The 21,356-nt window shown below is 70.2% G+C and carries 14 protein-coding genes and 1 riboswitch; of the genes, 5 read left to right on the top strand and 9 right to left on the bottom strand.

What is annotated here, in order from left to right; all coding sequences use genetic code 11:
- Positions 1–43: 43 nt before the first annotated feature.
- The 7 genes from sucD to ACFQ7F_RS36760 all read right to left on the bottom strand — a co-directional run bounded on the left by sucD (position 44) and on the right by ACFQ7F_RS36760 (position 9,894).
- On the bottom strand, positions 44–928 hold the full coding sequence (gene sucD / locus ACFQ7F_RS36790) for a succinate--CoA ligase subunit alpha (RefSeq protein ID WP_383280617.1): 885 nt from the start codon (positions 926–928) through the stop codon (positions 44–46).
- A 19-nt stretch (positions 929–947) separates the two neighbouring features.
- On the bottom strand, positions 948–2,126 hold the full coding sequence (sucC, locus tag ACFQ7F_RS36785; protein WP_383280614.1) for an ADP-forming succinate--CoA ligase subunit beta: 1,179 nt from the start codon (positions 2,124–2,126) through the stop codon (positions 948–950).
- 402 nt (positions 2,127–2,528) lie between these two features.
- Positions 2,529–3,524: a hypothetical protein gene (locus ACFQ7F_RS36780; protein WP_383280611.1), complete on the bottom strand. Its 996-nt coding sequence runs from the start codon at positions 3,522–3,524 to the stop codon at positions 2,529–2,531.
- A 112-nt stretch (positions 3,525–3,636) separates the two neighbouring features.
- Entirely contained in the window at positions 3,637–4,536 is a 900-nt protein-coding gene (locus tag ACFQ7F_RS36775) for a hypothetical protein (protein ID WP_383280609.1), read from the bottom strand.
- A gap of 145 nt (positions 4,537–4,681) precedes the next feature.
- Positions 4,682–5,875 (bottom strand): vWA domain-containing protein, encoded by a 1,194-nt coding sequence (locus ACFQ7F_RS36770; RefSeq protein WP_383280620.1) that lies wholly within the window; start codon positions 5,873–5,875, stop codon positions 4,682–4,684.
- 266 nt (positions 5,876–6,141) lie between these two features.
- Complete coding sequence (locus ACFQ7F_RS36765) at positions 6,142–8,682, bottom strand: DUF5682 family protein (RefSeq protein ID WP_383280606.1); 2,541 nt, start codon at positions 8,680–8,682, stop codon at positions 6,142–6,144.
- Positions 8,683–8,763: 81 nt separating this feature from the next.
- Positions 8,764–9,894 (bottom strand): AAA family ATPase, encoded by a 1,131-nt coding sequence (locus tag ACFQ7F_RS36760; RefSeq protein ID WP_383280603.1) that lies wholly within the window; start codon positions 9,892–9,894, stop codon positions 8,764–8,766.
- A 155-nt stretch (positions 9,895–10,049) separates the two neighbouring features.
- Between ACFQ7F_RS36760 and ACFQ7F_RS36755 the strand changes: the two genes are divergently transcribed.
- Both ACFQ7F_RS36755 and ACFQ7F_RS36750 read left to right on the top strand, forming a co-directional pair.
- Complete coding sequence (locus ACFQ7F_RS36755; RefSeq protein ID WP_383280600.1) at positions 10,050–11,477, top strand: SWIM zinc finger family protein; 1,428 nt, start codon at positions 10,050–10,052, stop codon at positions 11,475–11,477.
- Positions 11,478–11,692: 215 nt separating this feature from the next.
- Complete coding sequence (locus tag ACFQ7F_RS36750; protein WP_383280597.1) at positions 11,693–13,387, top strand: DUF5691 domain-containing protein; 1,695 nt, start codon at positions 11,693–11,695, stop codon at positions 13,385–13,387.
- A 194-nt stretch (positions 13,388–13,581) separates the two neighbouring features.
- On the opposite strand, the gene ACFQ7F_RS36745 is transcribed toward ACFQ7F_RS36750, so the two are convergent.
- Positions 13,582–13,998: a cobalamin B12-binding domain-containing protein gene (locus ACFQ7F_RS36745; protein WP_160506729.1), complete on the bottom strand. Its 417-nt coding sequence runs from the start codon at positions 13,996–13,998 to the stop codon at positions 13,582–13,584.
- 404 nt (positions 13,999–14,402) lie between these two features.
- Between ACFQ7F_RS36745 and ACFQ7F_RS36740 the strand changes: the two genes are divergently transcribed.
- Together ACFQ7F_RS36740 and ACFQ7F_RS36735 are read left to right on the top strand one after the other, a co-directional pair.
- Positions 14,403–15,257 (top strand): lipase family alpha/beta hydrolase, encoded by an 855-nt coding sequence (locus ACFQ7F_RS36740; RefSeq protein ID WP_383280594.1) that lies wholly within the window; start codon positions 14,403–14,405, stop codon positions 15,255–15,257.
- Positions 15,258–15,473: 216 nt separating this feature from the next.
- Positions 15,474–17,108, top strand: a complete 1,635-nt coding sequence (locus tag ACFQ7F_RS36735) for a peptidoglycan DD-metalloendopeptidase family protein (protein ID WP_383280591.1) — start codon at positions 15,474–15,476, stop codon at positions 17,106–17,108.
- Positions 17,109–17,129: 21 nt separating this feature from the next.
- On the opposite strand, the gene ACFQ7F_RS36730 is transcribed toward ACFQ7F_RS36735, so the two are convergent.
- The gene (locus ACFQ7F_RS36730) at positions 17,130–19,703 is read right to left on the bottom strand and encodes an ATP-dependent DNA helicase (RefSeq protein ID WP_383280588.1); all 2,574 of its coding nucleotides are present in this window, start codon (positions 19,701–19,703) and stop codon (positions 17,130–17,132) included.
- 243 nt (positions 19,704–19,946) lie between these two features.
- Positions 19,947–20,104, top strand: a riboswitch (cyclic di-AMP (ydaO/yuaA leader).
- 7 nt (positions 20,105–20,111) lie between these two features.
- On the opposite strand from ACFQ7F_RS36730, the gene ACFQ7F_RS36725 reads away from it, so the two are divergent.
- A complete protein-coding gene (locus ACFQ7F_RS36725) occupies positions 20,112–21,314 on the top strand; it encodes an NlpC/P60 family protein (RefSeq protein ID WP_383280586.1) in 1,203 nt (400 codons plus the stop codon).
- Positions 21,315–21,356 lie beyond the last annotated feature (42 nt).

Raw genomic sequence — 21,356 nt, 5'->3', positions numbered from 1 at the left:
CGTAAGAGAGATGCGGGCCCACCTTCAACAGCTAGGTCAAGCTTCAGCCGGCCAGAATCGCCCGCGCAAGCTTGGCCGTCTCGGTCGGCGTCTTGCCGACCTTGACGCCCGCGGCCTCAAGGGCCTCCTTCTTGGCCTGCGCGGTACCGGAGGAGCCGGAGACGATGGCGCCGGCGTGGCCCATGGTCTTGCCCTCGGGCGCCGTGAAGCCGGCGACGTAGCCGACGACCGGCTTCGTCACGTTGGCCTTGATGTAGTCCGCCGCACGCTCCTCGGCGTCGCCGCCGATCTCGCCGATCATGACGATCAGGTCGGTGTCGGGGTCGGCCTCGAACGCCTCGAGGGCGTCGATGTGCGTCGTGCCGATGACGGGGTCGCCACCGATGCCGACGGCCGAGGAGAAGCCGATGTCACGGAGCTCGTACATCATCTGGTACGTCAGCGTGCCGGACTTCGAGACCAGGCCGATACGGCCCGGCTTCGTGATGTCGCCCGGGATGATGCCGGCGTTCGACTGGCCCGGGGTGATGAGACCGGGGCAGTTCGGGCCGATGATGCGGGTCTTGTTGCCCTTCGACTTCGCGTACGCCCAGAAGGCGGCGGAGTCGTGGACGGCGATGCCCTCGGTGATGACGACCGCGAGGGGGATCTCGGCGTCGATCGCCTCGACGACGGCGGCCTTGGAGAAGGCCGGCGGCACGAAGAGGACGGAGACGTTGGCGCCCGTCTTCTCGATCGCCTCGGCGACGGAGCCGAAGACCGGTACCTCGGTGCCGTCGAAGTCGACGGACGTGCCGGCCTTGCGCGGGTTCACGCCGCCGACGATGTTCGTGCCGTCGCCCAGCATGAGCTTGGTGTGCTTCATGCCCGTGGCACCGGTCATGCCCTGGACGATGACCTTGCTGTCCTTGGTCAGGAAGATAGCCATGGTGTTCTGACCTGGTCCCTTACTTCGCAGCCGCGAGCTCGGCGGCCTTGTCGGCCGCGCCGTCCATGGTGTCCACGCGCTGTACGAGCGGGTGGTTCGCGTCCGACAGGATCTTGCGACCCAGCTCCGCGTTGTTGCCGTCGAGACGGACGACCAGCGGCTTGGTGACTTCCTCGCCCTTGGACTTGAGGAGCTCGAGCGCCTGGACGATGCCGTTGGCGACCTCGTCGCACGCGGTGATGCCACCGAAGACGTTGACGAAGACGGACTTGACGTCCGGGTCGCCGAGGATGATCTCCAGGCCGTTCGCCATGACCTCGGCCGAAGCGCCGCCGCCGATGTCGAGGAAGTTGGCCGGCTTGACGTTGTTGTGCGCCTCACCGGCGTACGCGACGACGTCGAGGGTGCTCATGACGAGACCCGCGCCGTTGCCGATGATGCCGACCTCGCCGTCGAGCTTGACGTAGTTGAGGTTCTTGGCCTTGGCAGCAGCCTCGAGCGGGTTGGCTGCGTCCTTGTCCTCGAGCGCCTCATGGTCGGCCTGGCGGAAGTCGGCGTTCTCGTCGAGCGAGACCTTGCCGTCAAGGGCCAGGATGCGGCCGTCCTTGGTCTTCACCAGCGGGTTGACCTCGACGAGGAGCGCGTCCTCGGCGACGAAGGTGTCCCACAGGGTCACCATGGCCTCGGCGACACCCTCGGCCACATCGGCCGGGAACTTCGCCTGGGCCACGATCTCGCGGGCCTTCTCGATGCTCACGCCGTCGACGGCGTTGACCGGGACCTTCGCGAGGGCCTCGGGAGTCTTCTCCGCGACCTCCTCGATGTCCATGCCGCCCTGCACCGACGCCATGGCGAGGAAGGTGCGGTTGGTGCGGTCGAGGAGGTACGAGACGTAGTACTCCGCCTCGATCTCCGGGGACAGCTCGGCGATCATCACCTTGTGGACCGTGTGGCCCTTGATGTCCATCCCGAGGATGTCCGTCGCGCGAGCGACGGCCTCGTCCGGGTTGGCGGCCAGCTTCACGCCGCCGGCCTTGCCGCGGCCACCGACCTTTACCTGTGCCTTGACGACCGACTTGCCGCCCAGCTTCTCGGTGGCCTCGCGCGCCGCCTCAGGCGTGTCGATGACTTCACCGGCCAGCACCGGTACACCGTGCTTGGCGAAGAGGTCCCTCGCCTGGTACTCGAACAGGTCCACGCGCGTCCGTCCCTTTTCCGTGATCTCGCTGCGATCTCGCTGCTTTGTGGTCAGCTGTCTGCGTGGGCGTGCCGCGGAGGGCAACGTGACTGCGCTGTCACAAGGGAGGCGTAGGACGGAGTCCGGTACGCGGCATGTCCGTCTCGCAGGTTATCGCCGTGGACCGTAGGTCCCTAAATCGCAGATCACATTTGGGCGGTGATGACTGTCACAGATCGCGGGACCAGGGCTTATCCGTATGTGGAGAGGGCGGTCCCTGTGATGACAGGGACCGCCTGTTTGCTCCTGTTACGGCTGTTACGGCAGGTCCAGCTGGTGCCGCCGCACGAGCTGGACCGGCCGTAGCTGTTACAGCTGTCGTATCTGGTGTAGCTGTCGCATCTGTCGTATCTGTCGTATCTATCAGACGTTGTACGTCGCGTTGTACGCCTGCTCGTACGTCGGCAGGTAGTCCGGGGTGACCGAGTCGGCCACGCCCTGAACGCCCGAGACGGCGTTCCCGGCGAGGGACTGCGCGTCGGGGGCGACGGTGCCCGTCAGGTCCTGCGCGAACGGCGAGACCTGGCCGATGACGCCACCGGCGAACGGGTGGACGTCACCCGTGACGCCGTACGCGAGCTCGCCCGCGCTGCCGCCGACGCCCTGCACGACGGGCCGCACCTGGTCGGTGACGGTCTGCACGAGCGGCGATACCGAACCGACGACACCGCCCGCGAAGGGCCGCACGTCGTCGCCGACGACACTCTGCGCGAACGGCGGGACCTCGCCGACGACCCCGCCTGCGAACGGCCGCACATCGCCGACCACGCCCTGAGCGAGGTAGGTGACGTCGTTGACCGCCTGCCCGGCGACCGGCACGACACCGTCGACGGCGGTGGCCGCGACGGGCGGCAGCACGGAGGCGGCGGTCTCGTCGACGACGGGGGTGGCGGTCTTCGTGGCCGTCGACGCGGCGGTCCGCGTGGTGCCCTCGATGTCGGGGGCGAAGGCGGAGAGGGGGCCGAAGAGGTAGTCGACGGAGTCCTCGGGGGTGGTGACGTCCGAGGTGGAGACGTCGGGGGTGGAGACGTCAGGGGTCGTGACCGCGGGGGCCTTCGGGGCGTCGACCTGGGGGAGGTCAGCGGTCTTGGAGGCGGTCTTGGGGGCGGCCTTCGAGGCGGTCTTGGAGGCGGCGGCCTTCGCTTCAGCGACGGTGGACTTCGCCTTGCCCTGGACGTCGGCGACGTCGGCGACATCGCCGGTGACGCCAGTGACGTCGGCGACCGCGTCGGACGCGTTGTCCGGCAGGGCGACGGAGTGCTGGGGCAGTTCGTCCGCGCTGGCCACGGCGGAACCGAGCGCCCAGGCGCCCGTGACACCGGCGGCTATGACGATGGAACGACGGATGTTCTTGTTCATGTGTGCTTCAGATCCTTCGAACTCTGGCTGTGAATCCGACCCGGATACGTCCGGTCGGCGGGCAGACCTTTGCCACCCCCGCGCGGCAGGTCTTCGCGGGGAAAGGGCTGCCCTAGCCAGGGAATTCGGGAATGTCCCGGTGTCGTTCGCGGATCGGCGCGTGAACCTGACCGGCTCCGGCACCCTGCAGAAGCCGCACCGGCGCACGGCTTTCGAGGGACGCGGCGCACGGATCGCCGTGCCGCGTCGAACTCCCGTCACCGGCCGACGCACCGCTCAGGGTCCGTGCCGGGTCACCGGGAGGGGTCGGAAACGACCCGTCCTGCTCGGTGGTGCGGTGTGCATCATGCGCATCATGCGAGAGGTCACCACCGCCGAACAGGGCGGCACCGCGCACCGACTGACCGGCCGGGTACGTGGTGCTGCTGACGTCGGTGCCGTACGAAGAGTCGGCCCGCGCCCCTGACACCTGCGCCGGAGCACGCGGCTCGCCCTGACCGTCGCCGGGCGTCGCACCTTCCGGTGACGGGGTCCGGACGCCGGAGCCGGACTGCGGCAGCTCAGGGATGCCGGAGATGTCCGGCGTCTCGGGCAGCACTTGCTGCGGCGCACCCTCGACAACTCCGGTGACCTGATCCACGACCGGCCGCACCACGCCCCGCACGGTCCGGGCCACGGGCTCGGCGACGTCGGCCACCGGCTCGACGGCGGCATCACGCACCGCATCGCGCCCCTCCCGCGCGGTCTCCCGCACGGGCTCGGCCGCACGAGCCCGAGCCGAAGCCGGAGCCGGAGTTGAAGCCGGAGCCTGAGCCGGATCCCGAGTTGAAGCCGAAGCCGAAGCCGATACCGAAGGCGGAACACCGTCCACGGCATGCGCGCGTTCACCGCAGAGGAAACCCAGCGCGAGCAACCCGGCCAGCAACAGCACCACTTGCAGCGCACGCCGCCCGGCCACCGCGCGCATCATGCGCACAGCGGCATCGGGCAGAACGACTGCTGCGGGAGTCAAGACGAGGGGATTCCTCTACTGGGCGAGGCGGGTACTGGGCGAGGCGGGGTGCGGCGGGGCAAGGCGGTGCACGCGGAACGCGATGCTCCGGGAGTGAAGCCCGCCGATCCTCGCACGGGCCGCCCGCTCTTGCGCAAGCCCCCTGTTACCGATGCGTATTCATGTCCGGTATGGGAAGGGGACGCTTCTCGATCGCCGCTGCCATCACCTCCGGGAAGAGGTCCGGGGTACATGCGAAGGCCGGAGCGTCCAGCGCCGAGAGCGCCGCCGCGTGCTCTCGGTCGTACGCGGGTGTCCCCTCGTCGGAGAGCGCGAGCAGCGTCACGAACTGCACCCCGGACGCCTTCATCGCCGCGACCCGCTTCAGCATCTCGTTGCGTATGCCCCCTTCGTAGAGGTCGCTGATGAGCACGACGATGGTGTCGGCGGGCCGGGTGATCTGCGACTGGCAGTACGCGAGCGCCCGGTTGATGTCCGTTCCGCCCCCCAACTGCGTGCCGAACAGGACATCCACCGGGTCGTCGAGCTGATCGGTGAGATCGACGACATTCGTGTCGAAGACGACGAGCCGCGTGTTGAGCGACCGCATCGACCCGAGCACGGCACCGAACACCGAGGCGTAGACGACGGACGCCGCCATCGAACCCGACTGGTCGATGCAGAGGATGACCTCCTTCTTCACGGACTGCGATGCCCGCCCGTACCCGATGAGCCGCTCGGGCACGATCGTCTTGTACTCCGGCAGGTAGTTCTTGAGGTTGACCGCGATCGTGCGGTTCCAGTCGATGTCGTGGTGGCGCGGCCTGCTGACGCGGGCGCTGCGGTCGAGCGCGCCGGTGAGGGTGGCACGGGTGCGCGTGGCGAGCCGCTTCTCCAGGTCCTCGACGACCTTGCGCACAACGGCCCGCGCGGTCTCCTTGGTCGTCTCCGGCATGGCCTTGTTGAGGGAGAGAAGCGTCCCCACCAGATGCACGTCGGCCTCCACGGCCTCCAGCATCTCCGGCTCCAGGAGCAGCGTGGAAAGGCCGAGCCGCTCGATGGCGTCGCGCTGCATCACCTGGACGACGGACGAGGGGAAGTACGTCCGGATGTCCCCGAGCCAGCGCGACACGGACGGCGCGGATGCCCCGAGCCCCGCCGAACGGTCCCGCCCCCGGTCCTTCTTCCCCCCGTCCCCTCCCCCGTACAACGCACCGAGCGCCCCGTCCATCGCCGCATCCCGCCCGGCAAGCTCGCACCCTGTCCCGTCCGCCGCACCCCCACCCAGCACAAGCCGCCACCTCCGCAGCCGCTCCCCCGCAGGATCCAACGCCGCCCCAGCCACCACATCCGGCCCCACCCCCTGCGCCGCCCCCACATCCCCGCCTCGCCCCGCTCCCGCCTGAGCTGCGGTCGCTCCCCCTGCTTGGGCACCGGCTTCTACCCCGTTCTGAGCTGCGGCTGACGTCGTGCCCTGAGCCACGGCTGCCACCCCGCCTTGAGTCACCCCCGCCCTCACATCCAGCCCCCTGTCCTCTGCCGCGCCTTGCGCCGCCCCCGCTTTCCCGCCCGCAGGCACGTCCCCCGCTACTCCCTGAGCCACGTCCCGTGCCACGTCCTGTGTCATCAGCCCACCCCCACAAGCTCGTCACCGTCACCGAGCCCGGTACCAGCACCGGCCCCGGGCTCAGACCTGCTCCCGCCCCTGACCTCGCCCCCGACGCCGACCCCGGCCCCGACCCCGAGCAACAGACTCAGCACCGGCAGAACGGCGTCCGCGCGCTCGCCGTCAAGCTCCGCCCCGAAGCCAGGTATCCCACCGGCAACGGCCAAGCCGCCTCCACCCGCCCCCGGCCCACGCCTCACCAGCTCGCCCAGAGTTCGCCGCACTCCCGGTTCGTACGCCGAGAAGGTGCGCCGCAGCAGGGGCAGCACGTCGGTGAAAGCTCGGTCAGGGACCCCGCTCAACCAGTCGTCGACAAGCCCGAGCAACCGCTCGTCGTGCACGAGCAACATGCCGCCCCCGGACCCACCACCCACGAACCCCTCGATCCAGGCGGCGGCTTCAGCGGGTTCGGTCCCCCGTGACAAGGCGAGCCCCATGAGTCGGGCGGCCTCCCCCTCGGCCAACTCCCCGCCGTCCATGAGGATCCGCACACACCGCCCGCGCACCACCCCGGCCACGCTGTCCCGCTCCCCCAACACTCTCAACACGGAGTACCACCGCCCCCGCATACGGGCCGCCCCCTCCCCCGAAGGCACGGCCCCAGAGGCAGAAGCAGAGGCCGGGGCGGGGGCAGGAGCAGAGGCCGGGGCGGGGGCGGACCCACGACCATCCCCCAAGCCCTTCAACTCCCCCAGCAGCCCCACCGCCTGGTGAACCGCGTCCACATGCCCCCGCATCTCCAGCGCCGCATCCTGGTCGAGCCCCGCACACGCAGGAGGCAGCCCGACGAACACCCGCTCGGCAAGCCCCCCGGCGACCTCGCCGAGCGCTGCGGTGTCCGTGCCCCGCACGTCCCCGTACCGAAGCGACCGCACCAGCGCGGGCAGCGCCTGCGCCAGATGCCCGACGTCCGCATCCAGTGCCGCCCGGTCCGCCAGGACCCGCATCACCACCGGCAACGCCTCCGGCAACTCGGCCAGCAGACAACGCTCGGCCAGCGCGGTGACATCGGCCAGCGCACCGGCCCCGATGGCATCGGACTCCGCCCGGGCGGTGGCCGCCGACACCACGGTCGTCCCCCACACCCCCGCCTCCGCCACCCGCACGGAAAGCTCCGGCTCCCACCGCAGCCGCCAGGTCTCCCGGAACGTACCCGTACTCCCCCGCGACGCCACGGGTTCGCCCCAGCCGATCCCGAGCAGCCGGAGCCGATGCAGCAGCCTGCTGCGAGCCGCGTCCGTCTCCTTGCGCAGGTCGAGCTCCAACTCCCGCTCGAACGCCTCCGGTTTGAGCCGGAGCTTCCGCTGGAGCCGCGTGAGATCGCGCTGCAACGGCACCGCCGGCGCGGAGTCCGGCACCTCCCCGAGGACGTCCCCGACGACGAGCTTGTCGTGCACGAGGGAGAGCGGCACGTCGGAGCCCTCGCACATCACCGCCCGGACCGCGTCCGTCGTCTCGGTGAGCCCCGGCAGCGGACGCCCCCGCATCACGGCGAGCGTCTCCGCCAGCCGTACCGCCTCGATGACATGCGCGGACGACACAAGCCTGTCCTCGTCCCGAAGGAGCCGCGCGACCTTGGTCAGCCAGCGCTCGACGGGGCGATCGGGCGCGCCGAACAGATGCCCGTACCAGCCGGGCGATGCGATCCCCGCTCCGTATCCACTCGCCCGGGAGAGGCGGCGGTGCGTCCAGGGCACCCAGGTCATGTCGACCTTCACCTTGGGCAGCCCCTTGAGCAGCGCACGGTCGGCCGCCACGGTCACCTTCTGCCGCAGCGCGGGCACATGCCAGGCACCGCACACGACCGCGACGTCATCCGCTCCGAACTCCCGCTGTGCCGCCCGCACCTGGATCCGCATGTACGCCTCGCGCACCAGGTCACGGTCGTGCCCGCCGGTCCCGTACTCCTCGCGCAGCACCCCCATGGCCTCACCGAGCGCTTCGAACGGCGCGAACGCGTCTCCGCCCCCGCCCCGGTGCTCGACGACGTCCTCCCACCACCGCTCGGGATCGTCGTACCCGGCGGTCTCCGCGAGCACCGCAAGGGGATCGACCCGCACCACGTCCTCGTCCGCGTCCGTGTCCGTCTCCCCCGAACGTCCGGGGTCGCCAGGCTCACCCTCCGGCGCGTCCTCCATCCCCTCCGCCCGCGCCAGCGAATGCGCCGCCGGAAGGTCCATGAACCGGACCGGAACCCCGGCCCCTGCGGCCCACTTGATCGCGACCCACTCCGGCGAGAACTCGGCCAGCGGCCAGAACGCCGACCTGCCCGGTTCGTCCACGACGTGCGCGAGGAGCGCGACCGGCGGCCGCATCCCCTCGTCCGCCGCGAGCGCCACCAGCGCATCGGCCTCCGGCGGTCCTTCGATCAGGACCACGCGCGGCGCGCCTTCCTCAAGCGCGGCACGCACCGCACGCGCCGACCCCGGCCCGTGATGCCGCACCCCCAGCAGCAACGGCCCCTCGCCAGCCCGAGTCGCTGTCCGCACCTCGTCGCTCATGTCCGGCCCTCCCCATCTCCCGCGAACCAGCCACCGTCACGCCCACAGACGTCACCCCCACAGACATCACGCCCCCGCCCGTCACACGCTCACCTCACGGCACGCGCGGTAGAAGTCCTTCCAGCCGTCCCGCTCACGGACCACCGCCTCCAAGTACTCCTGCCAGATCACCCGGTCCGCCGCCGGGTCACGGACGACCGCGCCGAGGATGCCCGCGGCGACGTCGCCGGGCCGCAGCACGCCGTCCCCGAAGTGGGCCGCGAGGGCGAGGCCGTTGGTCACGACGGAGATCGCCTCGGCCGTCGAGAGCGTGCCGCTCGGCGACTTCACCTTCGTACGGCCGTCGGCCGTGACCCCGTCCCGCAGCTCGCGGAAGACGGTGACCACGCGGCGTATCTCGTCGATCCCCTCGGGCCCTGCGGGCAGATCGAGCGAGCGCCCGATCTGGTCGACGCGGCGCGAGACGATGTCGACCTCCGCGTCGGCGCTCTCCGGCAAGGGAAGGACCACGGTGTTGAAGCGGCGGCGCAGCGCACTCGACAGGTCGTTGACCCCGCGGTCGCGGTTGTTGGCCGTGGCTATCAGGTTGAAGCCGCGGACGGCCTGCACCTCCTGGCCCAACTCCGGTATGGGCAAGGTCTTTTCCGACAGGATCGTGATCAGCGTGTCCTGTACGTCGGCGGGGATACGGGTCAGCTCCTCGACCCGCGCCGTCATGCCTTCGGACATGGCCCGCATGACGGGGCTGGGCACGAGCGCGTCGCGGCTGGGGCCGTGCGCGAGCAGCTGCGCGTAGTTCCAGCCGTACCTGATCGCCTCCTCCGGCGTCCCTGCCGTGCCCTGCACGAGCAGCGTCGAGTCTCCGCTGACGGCAGCCGCCAGATGCTCCGACACCCAGGTCTTCGCGGTGCCGGGCACGCCGAGCAGGAGCAGGGCGCGGTCCGTGGCGAGGGTGGTGACGGCGACCTCGACGATGCGACGCGGCCCCACATACTTCGGCGAAATCACCGTCCCGTCCGGCAGCGTCCCGCCGAGCAGATACGTCGCGACCGCCCACGGCGAGAGCCGCCAGCGGGGAGGCCGGGTCCGGTCGTCCTGCGCGGCGAGCGCGGCCAGTTCGGCGGCGAAGGCGTGCTCGGCGTGCGGACGCAGCACCTCCGCCTCACCCGTCGTCGAGGTCGTAGAGGTCGTCGAGTCGATGGACACGGTCATGGAGCGATCCCCCTCCAACTCGTCCGGACGCATCTGGCCCGGATGTGATTCCAACCGTGCACCACGCCACTGACAATCGACCCTCGCACCTCACTGACCTGCACAGACATCGAGTACGAGATCGATTGTCAGTGGTGGGACCTACCGTCGAAGACATGACTCAGCAGGGGGTGCGCTGGACGGCGGATCAGGTCCTGGCATTGGCGCCTGATGCCCCGTCACGCAAGGCGGGAAGCAAACTCGGCGTTGCCGGCCCATGGTCGGAGGCAGGCAGTTCGGGCGAGGGGACGGTGTGGGGGCTGTGCAAGGGAAGTGGCAGCAAGCCGTATCAGACGGTCGTCGACATCGCGGACGTCACGGGCGCCGCAGGCCCGGCGTACAAGTGCAGTTGTCCGAGCCGCAAGTTCCCGTGCAAACACGCGCTCGGGCTGCTGCTGCTCTGGTCGGGTGGCGAGGAGCCGTTTGGTCCGGTGCCGGACGACTCGGCGCCGGGAGACTCGGCGCCTGACGATTCGGTGTCGGGCGCGCAGCCGCCGGCCTGGGCACAGGAGTGGCTGGCGGGGCGCCGCAAGAGAGTGGAGACGAAGCGGGCTTCGGACGCGGCACCGGCCTCGGCGTCCGCTGATCCCGAGGCCGCGCGCCGCAGGGCGGAGCGGCGGGCCGAGCGGGTCACGGCGGGGGTGACGGAGCTGGAGCAGCGCCTCTCCGATCTGCTGCGCGGCGGGATGGCATCCGCCGAACAGTCGGGGTACGGGCTGTGGGAGGAGACCGCGGCCCGCATGGTCGACGCGCAGGCGCCCGGACTCGCGGCCCGTGTGCGGGAGTTGGGTGCCATTCCCTCCTCCGGGCCCGGCTGGCCGGTGCGGATGCTGGAGGAGTGCGCACTCCTCCACCTCCTCAGCCAGGGCTGGCTGCACCGCGAGCAACTGCCGGAGGCCCTGGCGGCCACGGTCCGCTCCCGCATAGGCCTGCCCACGCCGACGCAGGGCCGGCCGGTGCGGGACCACTGGCTGGTGCTTTCGCAGTACGACACTGCGGACAGCAAACTCACCACCCGCCGGATATGGCTGTACGGCGCGGAGTCGGGACGGACGGCCCTGCTCCTTTCGTACGGGGCCGCGGGCCGCGCACCCGCGCTCGCACTGCCGGTCGGGCTCACGCTCGACGCCGAGCTGACCGCGTATCCGGGTGCGGGCCAGCTGCGGGCCGGCCTGGGCGAACAGTTCAGCGCTCCCGCACCGACGGCCGTCCGGCCCCCGGGCGTACGGACGGAACAGGCCGCGGGTCGCTACGGCGAGATGCTGCGGGACGACCCCTGGCTGGATTCCTGGCCGGTGACGCTGAGCGAAGTGATACCGACCCCCCACCCGGACCCGGCCTCCGACAGCTGGCAACTGGCAGATGCGGACGGCGACATGGCCCTGCCCATCACCCCTTCCGCGGCGGCCCGAGCCGGGCTGTGGCGCCTGGTGGCACTCTCCGGAGGCGCTCCGGTGACGGTCTTCGGCGAGTGTGGTCACGAGGGCTTCACCCCTCTGACGGCCTGGCCGCGCGGAGTGGGAGAGGCGGTGGCCCTGTGCTGACCACCACCACGCCTCACCGGCCTCGCACCACCACCGCCCTGCCGAAACCGACGCACCCACTGAGAGCACCGCGCAACGCAACGTCTCCGACGGATCCAGTCCAGGACGGCAGATCCAGACGAAGGACCGAGGGACCGAGGAGCCGAGGGACCGAGGAGCCCGTAGGCCCCGCCCAAGGGATCCCTCGGCGAGATCCGCCCGAGAGAGGAGTCAACATGACCGCCACCACCGGACTCACCGCACTCGCCGCACTCACCGAAGCGACCGTCACCCCCTGGGAAGACCTGGTCACCGCCGCGCTCCTCGGCACCGACCGCCGCACGCCCCCCGTACGCACCCAGGACAAGGACGCACCGACCGCTCTGCTGGACGCGGCAGCCGTGCAGACCGTCCGGCGCAGAGCCGGTCTTCGCCCCGCGCCCGCCGCGACACCCCCCGGGCCTGTCGCTGACGACCCGAGGCCCCTGGTGCCACCCATGGCGAGGCGCAGGCTCGCTACGCTGCTCACCGACCACCCGGGCGCGGGCAGCGGTGGACGCCGGGGCGCGGTGCCGGACCTGATGGAACTGTTGCCCCAATGGCTGGCGCTGGCCAACGAGCGTGGCTTCGCGGCGCCGCCCGAGCTGCTTCCTGCCCTCCTGAACGCGGCCCGCGGGCGCACGGATCTGCGGCCGCAGGCGCTCGCCTTCGCGGGTCCGCGCGCCCTGTGGCTCGCGCGGCTCAACCCTGACTGGAAGTTCGCGCTCCGCTCCACTCCGGGCGGCGGGGTGGCCCTGCCCGCGCCGGAGAAAACGGCGCAGGTCCAACAGCTCTGGGAGGAGGGCCTCTTCGCCGAGCGCGTCGCCCTGCTCGGCGCGGTGCGGGCCCATGATCCGGCTGCCGCGCGGGACCTGCTCGCCGCCACCTGGAGCACAGAGCGTGCCGAGGACCGCCTGATGTTCCTCGACTCCCTGCGCACCCAACTGTCCGACACCGACGAGCCGTTCCTGGAGCAGGCCCTCACCGACCGCAGCCGCAACGTCCGCGCCACGGCGGCCGAGCTCCTCTCCGCGCTCCCTTCATCCGCCCTCGCTGCCCGGATGGCGGACCGCGCGGCCTCCTGCGTGGCCATCGACCATGCGCAGGGCACGAAGAGCATGCCGACGCTCACGGTCGAGGCGCCGCACGAGTGCGATGCCGGTATGGAGCGCGACGGCGTCACGCCGAAGCCGCCTGCCGGTCGTGGCGCACGCTCCTGGTGGCTGGGTCAGTTGGTGGAAGCCGCCCCGCTCGGTATCTGGCCGCAGCGGCTCGGCGGCCGTACCCCAGTCGAGATCGTGGCGCTGCCCGTGGCCGACGACTGGCAGAGCGAGCTGCACGCCGCGTGGTGCCGCGCGGCCGTGCGGCAGCGCGACGCGATCTGGTCCCGGGCGCTGCTCGGGTCCCCCGCGTCCCCCGATGCGGCGGGACCCGGCGCGGCGTCGCTGGCCGAGCGCGCGAAGCTCCTCGCCGCGCTGCCTGCCGGGGAGCGGGCCGACTGGGTCGCGGGGTTCATCGCGACGCACGGCCTCTCGGAGGCGTTCCAGTTGCTCGGCGTGTGCGCGCTGCCCTGGTCGGAACCGCTGGGCCGGGCGGTGGTGGACGCGCTGAACATCGCGCGGGACGCCGGAAGTTATCCCTGGAGCTTCAGCGGAGTGATGGGCCTGGCAGAGCGCTGCCTCGACCCGGCGGAAGCGGTCCGTCTCGACCTGCTGACCGCGATACCGGACGAACCGGAGGACGCGTCCCCCGGGGCGGGCGGGTACTGGTCGGAGGCCTTCCAGCGCCTGGTCAGTACGTTGCGTCTACGCGCGGCGATGCGGGCGGAGTTGGGCGCGGAGCCGGGGAAACCGGTCACGGCGCCGAAAGGTCCGGGGGTGCCGTCATGTTAGGCAACCCCACTGAGGAGCTGAGGCGCCCGGCTGCCCGCCCCGGCGGTTCCGTCGGCGATTCCACCGGCGGATCCACCGGAGGCCCCACCGCAGCGCGAAGCCGACGAGCCGCCACCGGACCGGGGCGGGGAAGGCCGGACGTCACAGCCCTGGAGCCAAGGCGGCCGGACGTCCCCACCGCATCGCGGTGGCCGTCAGGCGCCCGCCGGCTGACGGACGTTCGCCCGGACCCAGTCCACGATCGATGCCGTCGTCGCCCCGGGAGTGAAGATCTCCGCGACGCCCTTCTCCTTGAGCGGCGCGATGTCCGCCTCGGGGATGATGCCGCCGCCGAAGACCTTGATGTCCTCCGCGTCGCGCTCCTTGAGGAGCTCGATCACGCGAGCGAAAAGCGTGTTGTGGGCGCCGGAGAGGATGGAAAGACCGATCGCGTCGGCGTCCTCCTGGATCGCGGTGTCCACCACCTGCTCGGGCGTCTGATGCAGGCCGGTGTAGATGACCTCCATACCCGCGTCACGCAGTGCCCTCGCGATCACCTTGGCGCCGCGATCATGACCGTCGAGACCCGGCTTCGCCACCACCACGCGGATCGGACCGGCTGCCACACCCATCACTGCCTCCATGTACCGATATCCATCTGTCCAAGCACTGGCACCCCGTGCCGCTTCGGCCGGGGAAGTGAACGAACGTTATCTCCAGCATCTCGCACCCGGCAGTTTCACGGTGGAGAGCGAGGGGGAAATCACACGATGGGACACGTTCGCTGCGCGCCACCCCCATATGCAGCGGTCCACGGACCGTTTCCGGGATGGCGCAAGGGGAGCCGCAACGAGGTCGCCGCGCCACCGCGCCATCAGCTGCGCGCCGTGGTGACGCGGCACATCGGCGATCGCGCCGGCATGCAGGGCGCCACCGGCGCTGACCACGCACTGCCGTACGGCCTCTGCCACGCCTCCCCACTACGGGCACACGGGGGACAGAGCCGTCCTCTCGCGTGCCGACCGGGAGGTCGACCATGACCATTACAAGGGTCCTGCCCTTTCGCCCGCCCTGCCTTCTGCTGCCCGCCAGGCTGGCCGGGCTCTCCATGGCTCTGCTGAAAGCGACCGCACTCGAGGTGGCGATCCTCGCCGGCCACCTCCTTCTCTACCCGTCGGGCATCGTCCAGGAACGCAGGATCGCCGCCGAACTGCCGCCGCCCGACGCCCCTCGGCTCCCCGCGGAGAGCCGGCCGCCGGTCGTCCTGCTGCACGGCTTCATCGACAACCGCTCGGTCTTCGTCCTCCTGCGCCGCTCCCTGGCCCAGCACGGCGGCCAGCACGTGGAGTCCCTCAACTACTCACCGCTCACGTGCGACATCCGCACCGCCGCCGAGTTGCTCGGCCGCCATATAGAGGAGATCTGCGAGCGCACGGGCCACCACCAGGTGGACATCGTCGGGCACAGCCTCGGCGGCCTGATAGCCCGCTATTACGCGCAGCGCCTCGGCGGCGACGCACGCGTCCGCACGCTGGTCACCCTCGGCACTCCGCACGAGGGAACACGCGTCGTACCGCTGGCCGACGCGCACCCGATCGTGCGCCAGATGCGCCCAGGCTCGGACGTGATCGAGGAGCTGCGCGAGCCCGCGCCGGACTGCCGGACCCATTTCGTGAGCTTCTGGAGCGACCTGGATCAGCTGATGGCCCCCTTGGAAACGGCTTGTGTCAACCATCCCGACCTGATCGCGCAGAACGTACGTGTCTCCGGTATCGGTCATCTCGCCCTGCCCGTGCATCCCGCCGTCGCCGCCGGTATCCGCCAGGCCCTCGATCGGCCTGTTCCGGGTACCCCCGCGAAGGGGGCCGAGAACGGACTGACCGTGGCCTGAGGGACAGCTCCGAGCAGCTCACGCACTCCGCGATGCGGGAAATTTGTCGAACGGAGCTCGAACGCAGGGCCAAAGCTGTGCCCGCAGTCCCCCGAAAGACGGCCGAATGCCCGTTTCCGGAGAGCGTGAAACCAGCCGAAGATTGTCGCGCCCGCATACCGCCGGGTACAGTCACCGCACTGCTCTGCCCCTGCTGCCGAGGCGAAAGAGAAGTTGGTGAACGACCGTCACCCGTCGGGGAGCTCAACACCCCCGGCCTCGGCACCCGCCGACTACGCGCCCTACGCGGCGTATGACCAGCAGAGCACCCAGCAGGGCGCCTATGCCGGGTACGACGGCTACTCCACCGGAAGCTTCGACACCACAGGCAGCTATGCGACGGCCGGTCCCGACACCGGAAGCTTCGCGTCCGACCCGCTCTTCGGCGACATGCCCGGCAGTTCGTACGACACGGGCCAGTGGGCGACGACGGGGACGCAGCAGACGCTGAACTACGACCCTTACGCCGCGCAGCACCAGGCCGCGTACGACACCAGTGGGTACGAGACCGGTGGCTACGACACCACCGGCATGTGGTCGACCGGCGGTTATCAGCACGTCTCCGCCGACATCCCGGCGCAGTCCGGCCCCGATGCCACCGGGCAGTGGGACGCAAGCGCCTGGAATCAGCCGCAGCAGACCGGCCAGTGGGAGACCCAGGCCTTCGACACCGGCGCGTACGACGCGACCGCGTGGAACTCCGGTGGCCAGGACGTGGCGTACGGGGCCACCGGGACACACGAGGCGTACGGCATCCCCGAGGCACACGGCACGCTTGGGACGCACGAGACACAGGGAACGTACGAGGCTCAGGACACGCCCGGAGCGCCCGCCCCGTACGAGACACCCGAACCGTACGAGCATTCGCCTTACGACACCGGGTCCTACGCCTCCGATCCCTATGCCTCCGAGGCACAGCCCTCCGAGGACTACGCCCAACCGGTACCCGCCGAGCACGAGTTCACGCCCGCCGAGGCTCCCGCCGATTCACTCGGTCCGGTCGAGCCGAGCCGCCGCGGCTCCACCGGTGACGACGAGCCGCCGGTCATGGACCGTTCGCACGGTTCCCGCTCGCGGGCCCGGCGCCGCTCCCCCTCCAAGCGCTCCGCCCTCTTCACCGTCGCCGTGCCGTCCGCCTGTGTGATGGGCGTGGCAGGTATCGCCGCGGCCTCCGTGGGCGACTTCGGTGGCGACGAGGGCAAGGAGGCGCAGGCGGCATCGGCCCCGGACCCCACGTCGGTGCAGCCCTCCGCCGCCAACAACAAGCTCGACACGCAGCTGGCGAACCTCTCGGCGGACGCCGGTGACTTCGCCGACCGCGCGAGCCGCACCCAGGAGCGCATCGACCTCAAGGCGGACAAGGCCGCCGCCGAGAAGAAGGCCGCCGAGGAAGCCGCGCGCAAGGAGCGCCTGCGCCCCAAGTTCGCGCTGCCGGTCAAGCAGCACGGTCTGAGCGCGTACTACGGACAGGCGGGCGTCAACTGGATGTCCGCGCACTCCGGGATCGACTTCCCCGTGTCGTACGGCACCGAGGTGCTCGCCGCCACCGACGGCGTCGTCTCCACGAAGTGGAACAGCGCCTACGGCAACATGGCGATCGTCACCGCCAAGGACGGCACGGAGACGTGGTACTGCCACCTCTCCACGCACACGGTCTCCAGCGGCCCCGTCAAGGCGGGCGACCCCATCGCCTTCTCCGGAAACTCCGGCAACTCCACCGGACCGCACCTGCACTTCGAGGTGCGCCCCGGCGGCGGCTCGGCGATCGACCCGCTGCCGTGGCTGCGCAGCCACAACCTCGACCCGACGTAACTCCGGCCGCCGCCCCAGGCGTTACAACTTCTGCACCGGTGCGTACCGCAGCAGGAGCCGCTTCGGCTTGGGCTCTCCGAAGTCCACCGTCGCCTCGGCGTTCGCGCCCGTGCCCTTCACCCCGACCACGGTCCCGAGGCCGAACTGGTCGTGCGTGACCCGGTCCCCGATCGCCAGCGCGACCACCGGCTTCTCCGAGGCACGGCGCGTGGCGAAGCCCTGCGCTCCCCCGGTTCGTGAGCGCGAGGACGACAAGGAGGAGGCGATACCGGCCGCAGGACCCGAGGAGGCAGGCGCGCCGACGGAACCCTTCCGCTTCCAGTCCAGGTGGGCCTCCGGGATCTCCTCCAGGAAGCGCGACGGCGGGTTGTACGAAGGCTGTCCCCAGGCGCTGCGCATCGAGGAGCGCGTCAGATAGAGCCGCTCCCTCGCGCGCGTGATGCCCACGTACGCAAGGCGGCGCTCCTCCTCCAGCTCCTTGACCTGGCCGAGGGAGCGCATGTGCGGGAAGACGCCGTCCTCCATGCCGGTCAGGAAGACGACCGGGAATTCGAGGCCCTTGGCGGTGTGCAGCGTCATCAGCGTGATGACTCCGGAGCCGTCGTCCTCCTCGTCGGGGATCTGGTCCGAGTCGGCGACGAGCGCGACCCGCTCGAGGAACTGGGAGAGCGTGCCCGACACACTTGTGCCCGCGCCCGCGTCTTCTTCTCCGCCGCCGGTCTCACCCCCGGCCTCGCCCCCGACCTCCCCTTCGGTCTCGCCCCCGCCTTCCCCTTCAGCTTCTCCTTCGCCGCCTTCACTGCCGCCAGCGCTGTCGTGCTCGAACTCCAGTGCCACGGCGGCGAGTTCCTGGAGGTTCTCGATGCGCGTCTCGTCCTGCGGGTCGGTCGATGCCTGCAACTCGGCGAGATACCCGGTCCGCTCGAGCACGGCCTCCAGGACGACGGCTGGACCTGCGCCGGACTCGACGATGGTCCGCAACTCCTCCATCAGCACGTTGAAACGCTTGACGGCGTTCGCCGAGCGGGCCGCCATTCCGTACGCCTCGTCGACGCGCTTCAGGGCTTGCGGGAAGGAGATCTTCTCGCGCTGCGAGAGCGCGTCGATCATCGCCTCCGCGCGGTCACCGATGCCCCTCTTGGGTACGTTGAGAATGCGCCGCAGCGGTACGGAGTCCTCCGGGTTGGCGAGCACGCGCAGATACGCGAGGACGTCCCGGACCTCCTTGCGCTCGTAGAAGCGGACGCCGCCGACGACCTTGTAGGGCAGGCCGACGCGGATGAAGATCTCTTCGAAGACACGGGACTGCGCGTTCGTCCGGTAGAAGATCGCGACGTCGCCAGCCTTCGCGTCGCCCGCGTCGGTGAGCCGGTCGATCTCGTCGGCGACGAACTGCGCCTCGTCGTGCTCGGTGTCGGCGACATAGCCGATGATGCCCGCGCCCTCGCCCGCGTTGGTCCACAGATTCTTGGGGCGGCGGCTTTCATTACGCTCGATGACCGCGTTGGCCGCGGTCAGGATCGTCTGCGTGGAGCGGTAGTTCTGCTCCAGGAGGATCGTCGTCGCGTTCGGGTAGTCCTCCTCGAACTGGAGGATGTTGCGGATCGTGGCGCCACGGAAGGCGTAGATCGACTGGTCCGCGTCACCCACTACGCACAGCTCGGCAGGGTCGTCGTCCTCGCCCCCGGCGGGGCCCACGAACTCGCGCACCAAGGCGTACTGGGCGTGGTTGGTGTCCTGGTACTCGTCGACCATCACGTGCCGGAAGCGGCGGCGGTAGTGCTCGGCGACGTCCGGGAACGCGCGGAACATGTTGACCGTCGTCATGATCAGGTCGTCGAAGTCGAGGGCGTTCGCCTCGCGCAGCCGCGACTGGTACATCGCGTATGCCTGGGCGAGGGTCTTCTCGAAACCGTCGGCGGCCTGACCTGCGAAGGTCTCCTCGTCGATCAGTTCGTTCTTCAGGTTCGAGATCTTGGCGCTGAAGGACTTCGGCGGGAACTTCTTCGGGTCGATGTCAAGGTCACGGCAGACCAGGGCCATCAGGCGCTTGGAGTCCGCGGCATCGTAGATCGAGAAGGAGGAGGTGAAGCCGATCGTCTTCGACTCGCGGCGCAGTATGCGGACGCACGCGCTGTGGAAGGTCGACACCCACATCGCGTTGGCCCGCGGCCCGACGAGCGCCTCGACGCGCTCCTTCATCTCACCGGCGGCCTTGTTCGTGAACGTGATCGCCAGGATCTGCCCCGGGTGAACGTGCCGCTCGGCCAGGAGGTGCGCGATGCGGTGCGTCAGGACCCGGGTCTTGCCGGAGCCCGCACCCGCGACGATGAGCAGCGGGGAGTCCGCGTGCACGACGGCCGCGCGCTGGTTCTCGTTAAGACCGTCGAGCAGGGCCGCCGGGTCGATCACGGGGCGCGGGGCGCCGCCGCGGTAGTGCGCGTCCCGCGGTGTGGGCGCGTCGAACTTCCCGTCGAACAGATCATCCGGAACGGACTCCGGAGCACTGTCCTCGGGCGGCGGCGGGGGTTCTTCCTCCGAGGCCCGCGAGGGCTTGAGGTCCGCCAGGAAGCTGTCATCAAAGAGGCTGCTCATCGCCTCCCGAGTCTAGGCGGCCCCACTGACAACCCGCTCCGGGTTCCGGGTACGTCCACCCGCCTACGCCCCGCCCACGACCGGTCACCCTCCGCCATGTCACGGCGTGTCCGCGTCAAGAGCTTCGTAAAGTCACGAAAATGTATCGGGCATATCGAACATCAACCTTCACACGAGCCACACGAGTTGGCTAGCGTGCTGCGTGGGCTGCTCGTACTCCCACCGGCGAACCCCGCCGGGAACGGGTGGCCTCCGCCGAGTTCGATCTCCTCGGAACCGGGGACCCACGATGAACTTGGGGTGAATCGGTCCCGTACGAAGTACGGGACTGTAGGGCAACCTTCCGGAACCACCCGCCCGAACCCGACAGCTAACCCGGTAGGCGGTCTACGGAAGGAGTCGCCTCCCTTGGCGTCGCACCGCAAGCCGCGGACCCGCATTGCCGGCCTACGCGTCACCCCCGCCCTCGGCATCACGACGGCGGCCCTCACCTCCGTGGCCCTGCTGTCACAGAGCGCGCAGGCAGCACCGTCCGCGCCGCAGAAGCCCAGCCTCGAAGAGGTCCAGAAAAAGGTCGACGACCTCTACCACCAGGCTGGCGTGGCCACACAGAAGTACAACTCGGCCAAGGAGCGCACCGACAAGCAGCGCAAGAAGGTCGACACTCTTCTCGACGACGTGGCCCAGCGCACCGACAAGCTGAACGAGGCCCGCCAGGAGCTGGGCGCGTTCGCCGCGGCGCAGTACCGCACCGGTGCCGTCTCCGAGACCGCCACGATGATGCTCGCCGACGACCCGCAGGGGTACTTCGACCAGAACCACCTGTCGGACCGGCTGACCGCACGCCAGAAGAAGGCGGTCGACGACTACCAGACGAAGCAGGCCGCGGCGACGAAGCAGCGCACAAAGGCGGCCACGAGCCTCCAGACGCTGAGCGACTCGCGGGACGACCTCAAGACGAGCAAGCAGACCGTCCAGAAGAAGCTGGGCCAGGCGCGCACGATGCTCTCGAAGCTGACGGCCGAGGAAAAGGCGCGGCTCGCGGCGATCGAGAAGAAGAAGGAAGAAGCGGCCAAGCGCAAGGCCGCCGAGCTGGCCCGCAAGCAGGAGGCGGAGGCCAAGCGCAAGGCGGCGGAAGAGGCCGCGGCGAAGGAGCGCGAGAAGGACAAGGAGACCCCCGCCACCGGCTCCGGTTCCGGCTCGGACACGGGTTCCGGCTCGGGCTCGGGCTCGGGCTCCGGCGGCACGGGCAGCGGATACGCGGCGAAGGCCGCGAAGGTCATCAACTTCGCCGAGGCTCAGATCGGCAAGCCGTACGTGTGGGGCGCCACAGGACCCGACTCCTACGACTGCTCCGGGCTCACCCAGGACGCGTGGAAGGCGGCGGGGATCTCCCTGCCGCGTACGACGTGGGACCAGGTCAAGGTCGGCACGACCGTGAAGACCGCCGACGCCAAGCCCGGTGACCTGGTCTTCTTCTACGACGACATCAGCCACGTCGGTATCTACATCGGCAACGGCAAGATGATCCACGCCCCGAAGCCCGGCGCGAACGTCCGCGTCGAGTCGATCTACTACATGCCGATCCACAGCGTGGTGCGGCCCGCGTAACCGTCACACATCACGTCACACATGAGAACGGCCCTCCACGCG

Origin of the sequence: Streptomyces sp. NPDC056486 (assembly GCF_042795295.1) — a bacterium.
Lineage (GTDB): Bacteria > Actinomycetota > Actinomycetes > Streptomycetales > Streptomycetaceae > Streptomyces.
This window is presented reverse-complemented; position numbering and strand designations above follow the sequence as displayed.

Excerpts from the sequence above, each read along its gene's own strand:
- sucD (WP_383280617.1), bottom strand. The coding sequence starts at position 928 with ATGGCTATCTTCCTGACCAAGGACAGCAAGGTCATCGTCCAGGGCATG.
- ACFQ7F_RS36780 (WP_383280611.1), bottom strand. The coding sequence starts at position 3,524 with ATGAACAAGAACATCCGTCGTTCCATCGTCATAGCCGCCGGTGTCACG.
- ACFQ7F_RS36765 (WP_383280606.1), bottom strand. The coding sequence starts at position 8,682 with ATGAGCGACGAGGTGCGGACAGCGACTCGGGCTGGCGAGGGGCCGTTG.
- ACFQ7F_RS36760 (WP_383280603.1), bottom strand. The coding sequence starts at position 9,894 with ATGACCGTGTCCATCGACTCGACGACCTCTACGACCTCGACGACGGGT.
- ACFQ7F_RS36755 (WP_383280600.1), top strand. The coding sequence starts at position 10,050 with ATGACTCAGCAGGGGGTGCGCTGGACGGCGGATCAGGTCCTGGCATTG.
- ACFQ7F_RS36750 (WP_383280597.1), top strand. The coding sequence starts at position 11,693 with ATGACCGCCACCACCGGACTCACCGCACTCGCCGCACTCACCGAAGCG.
- ACFQ7F_RS36745 (WP_160506729.1), bottom strand. The coding sequence starts at position 13,998 with ATGGGTGTGGCAGCCGGTCCGATCCGCGTGGTGGTGGCGAAGCCGGGT.
- ACFQ7F_RS36740 (WP_383280594.1), top strand. The coding sequence starts at position 14,403 with ATGACCATTACAAGGGTCCTGCCCTTTCGCCCGCCCTGCCTTCTGCTG.
- ACFQ7F_RS36730 (WP_383280588.1), bottom strand. The coding sequence starts at position 19,703 with ATGAGCAGCCTCTTTGATGACAGCTTCCTGGCGGACCTCAAGCCCTCG.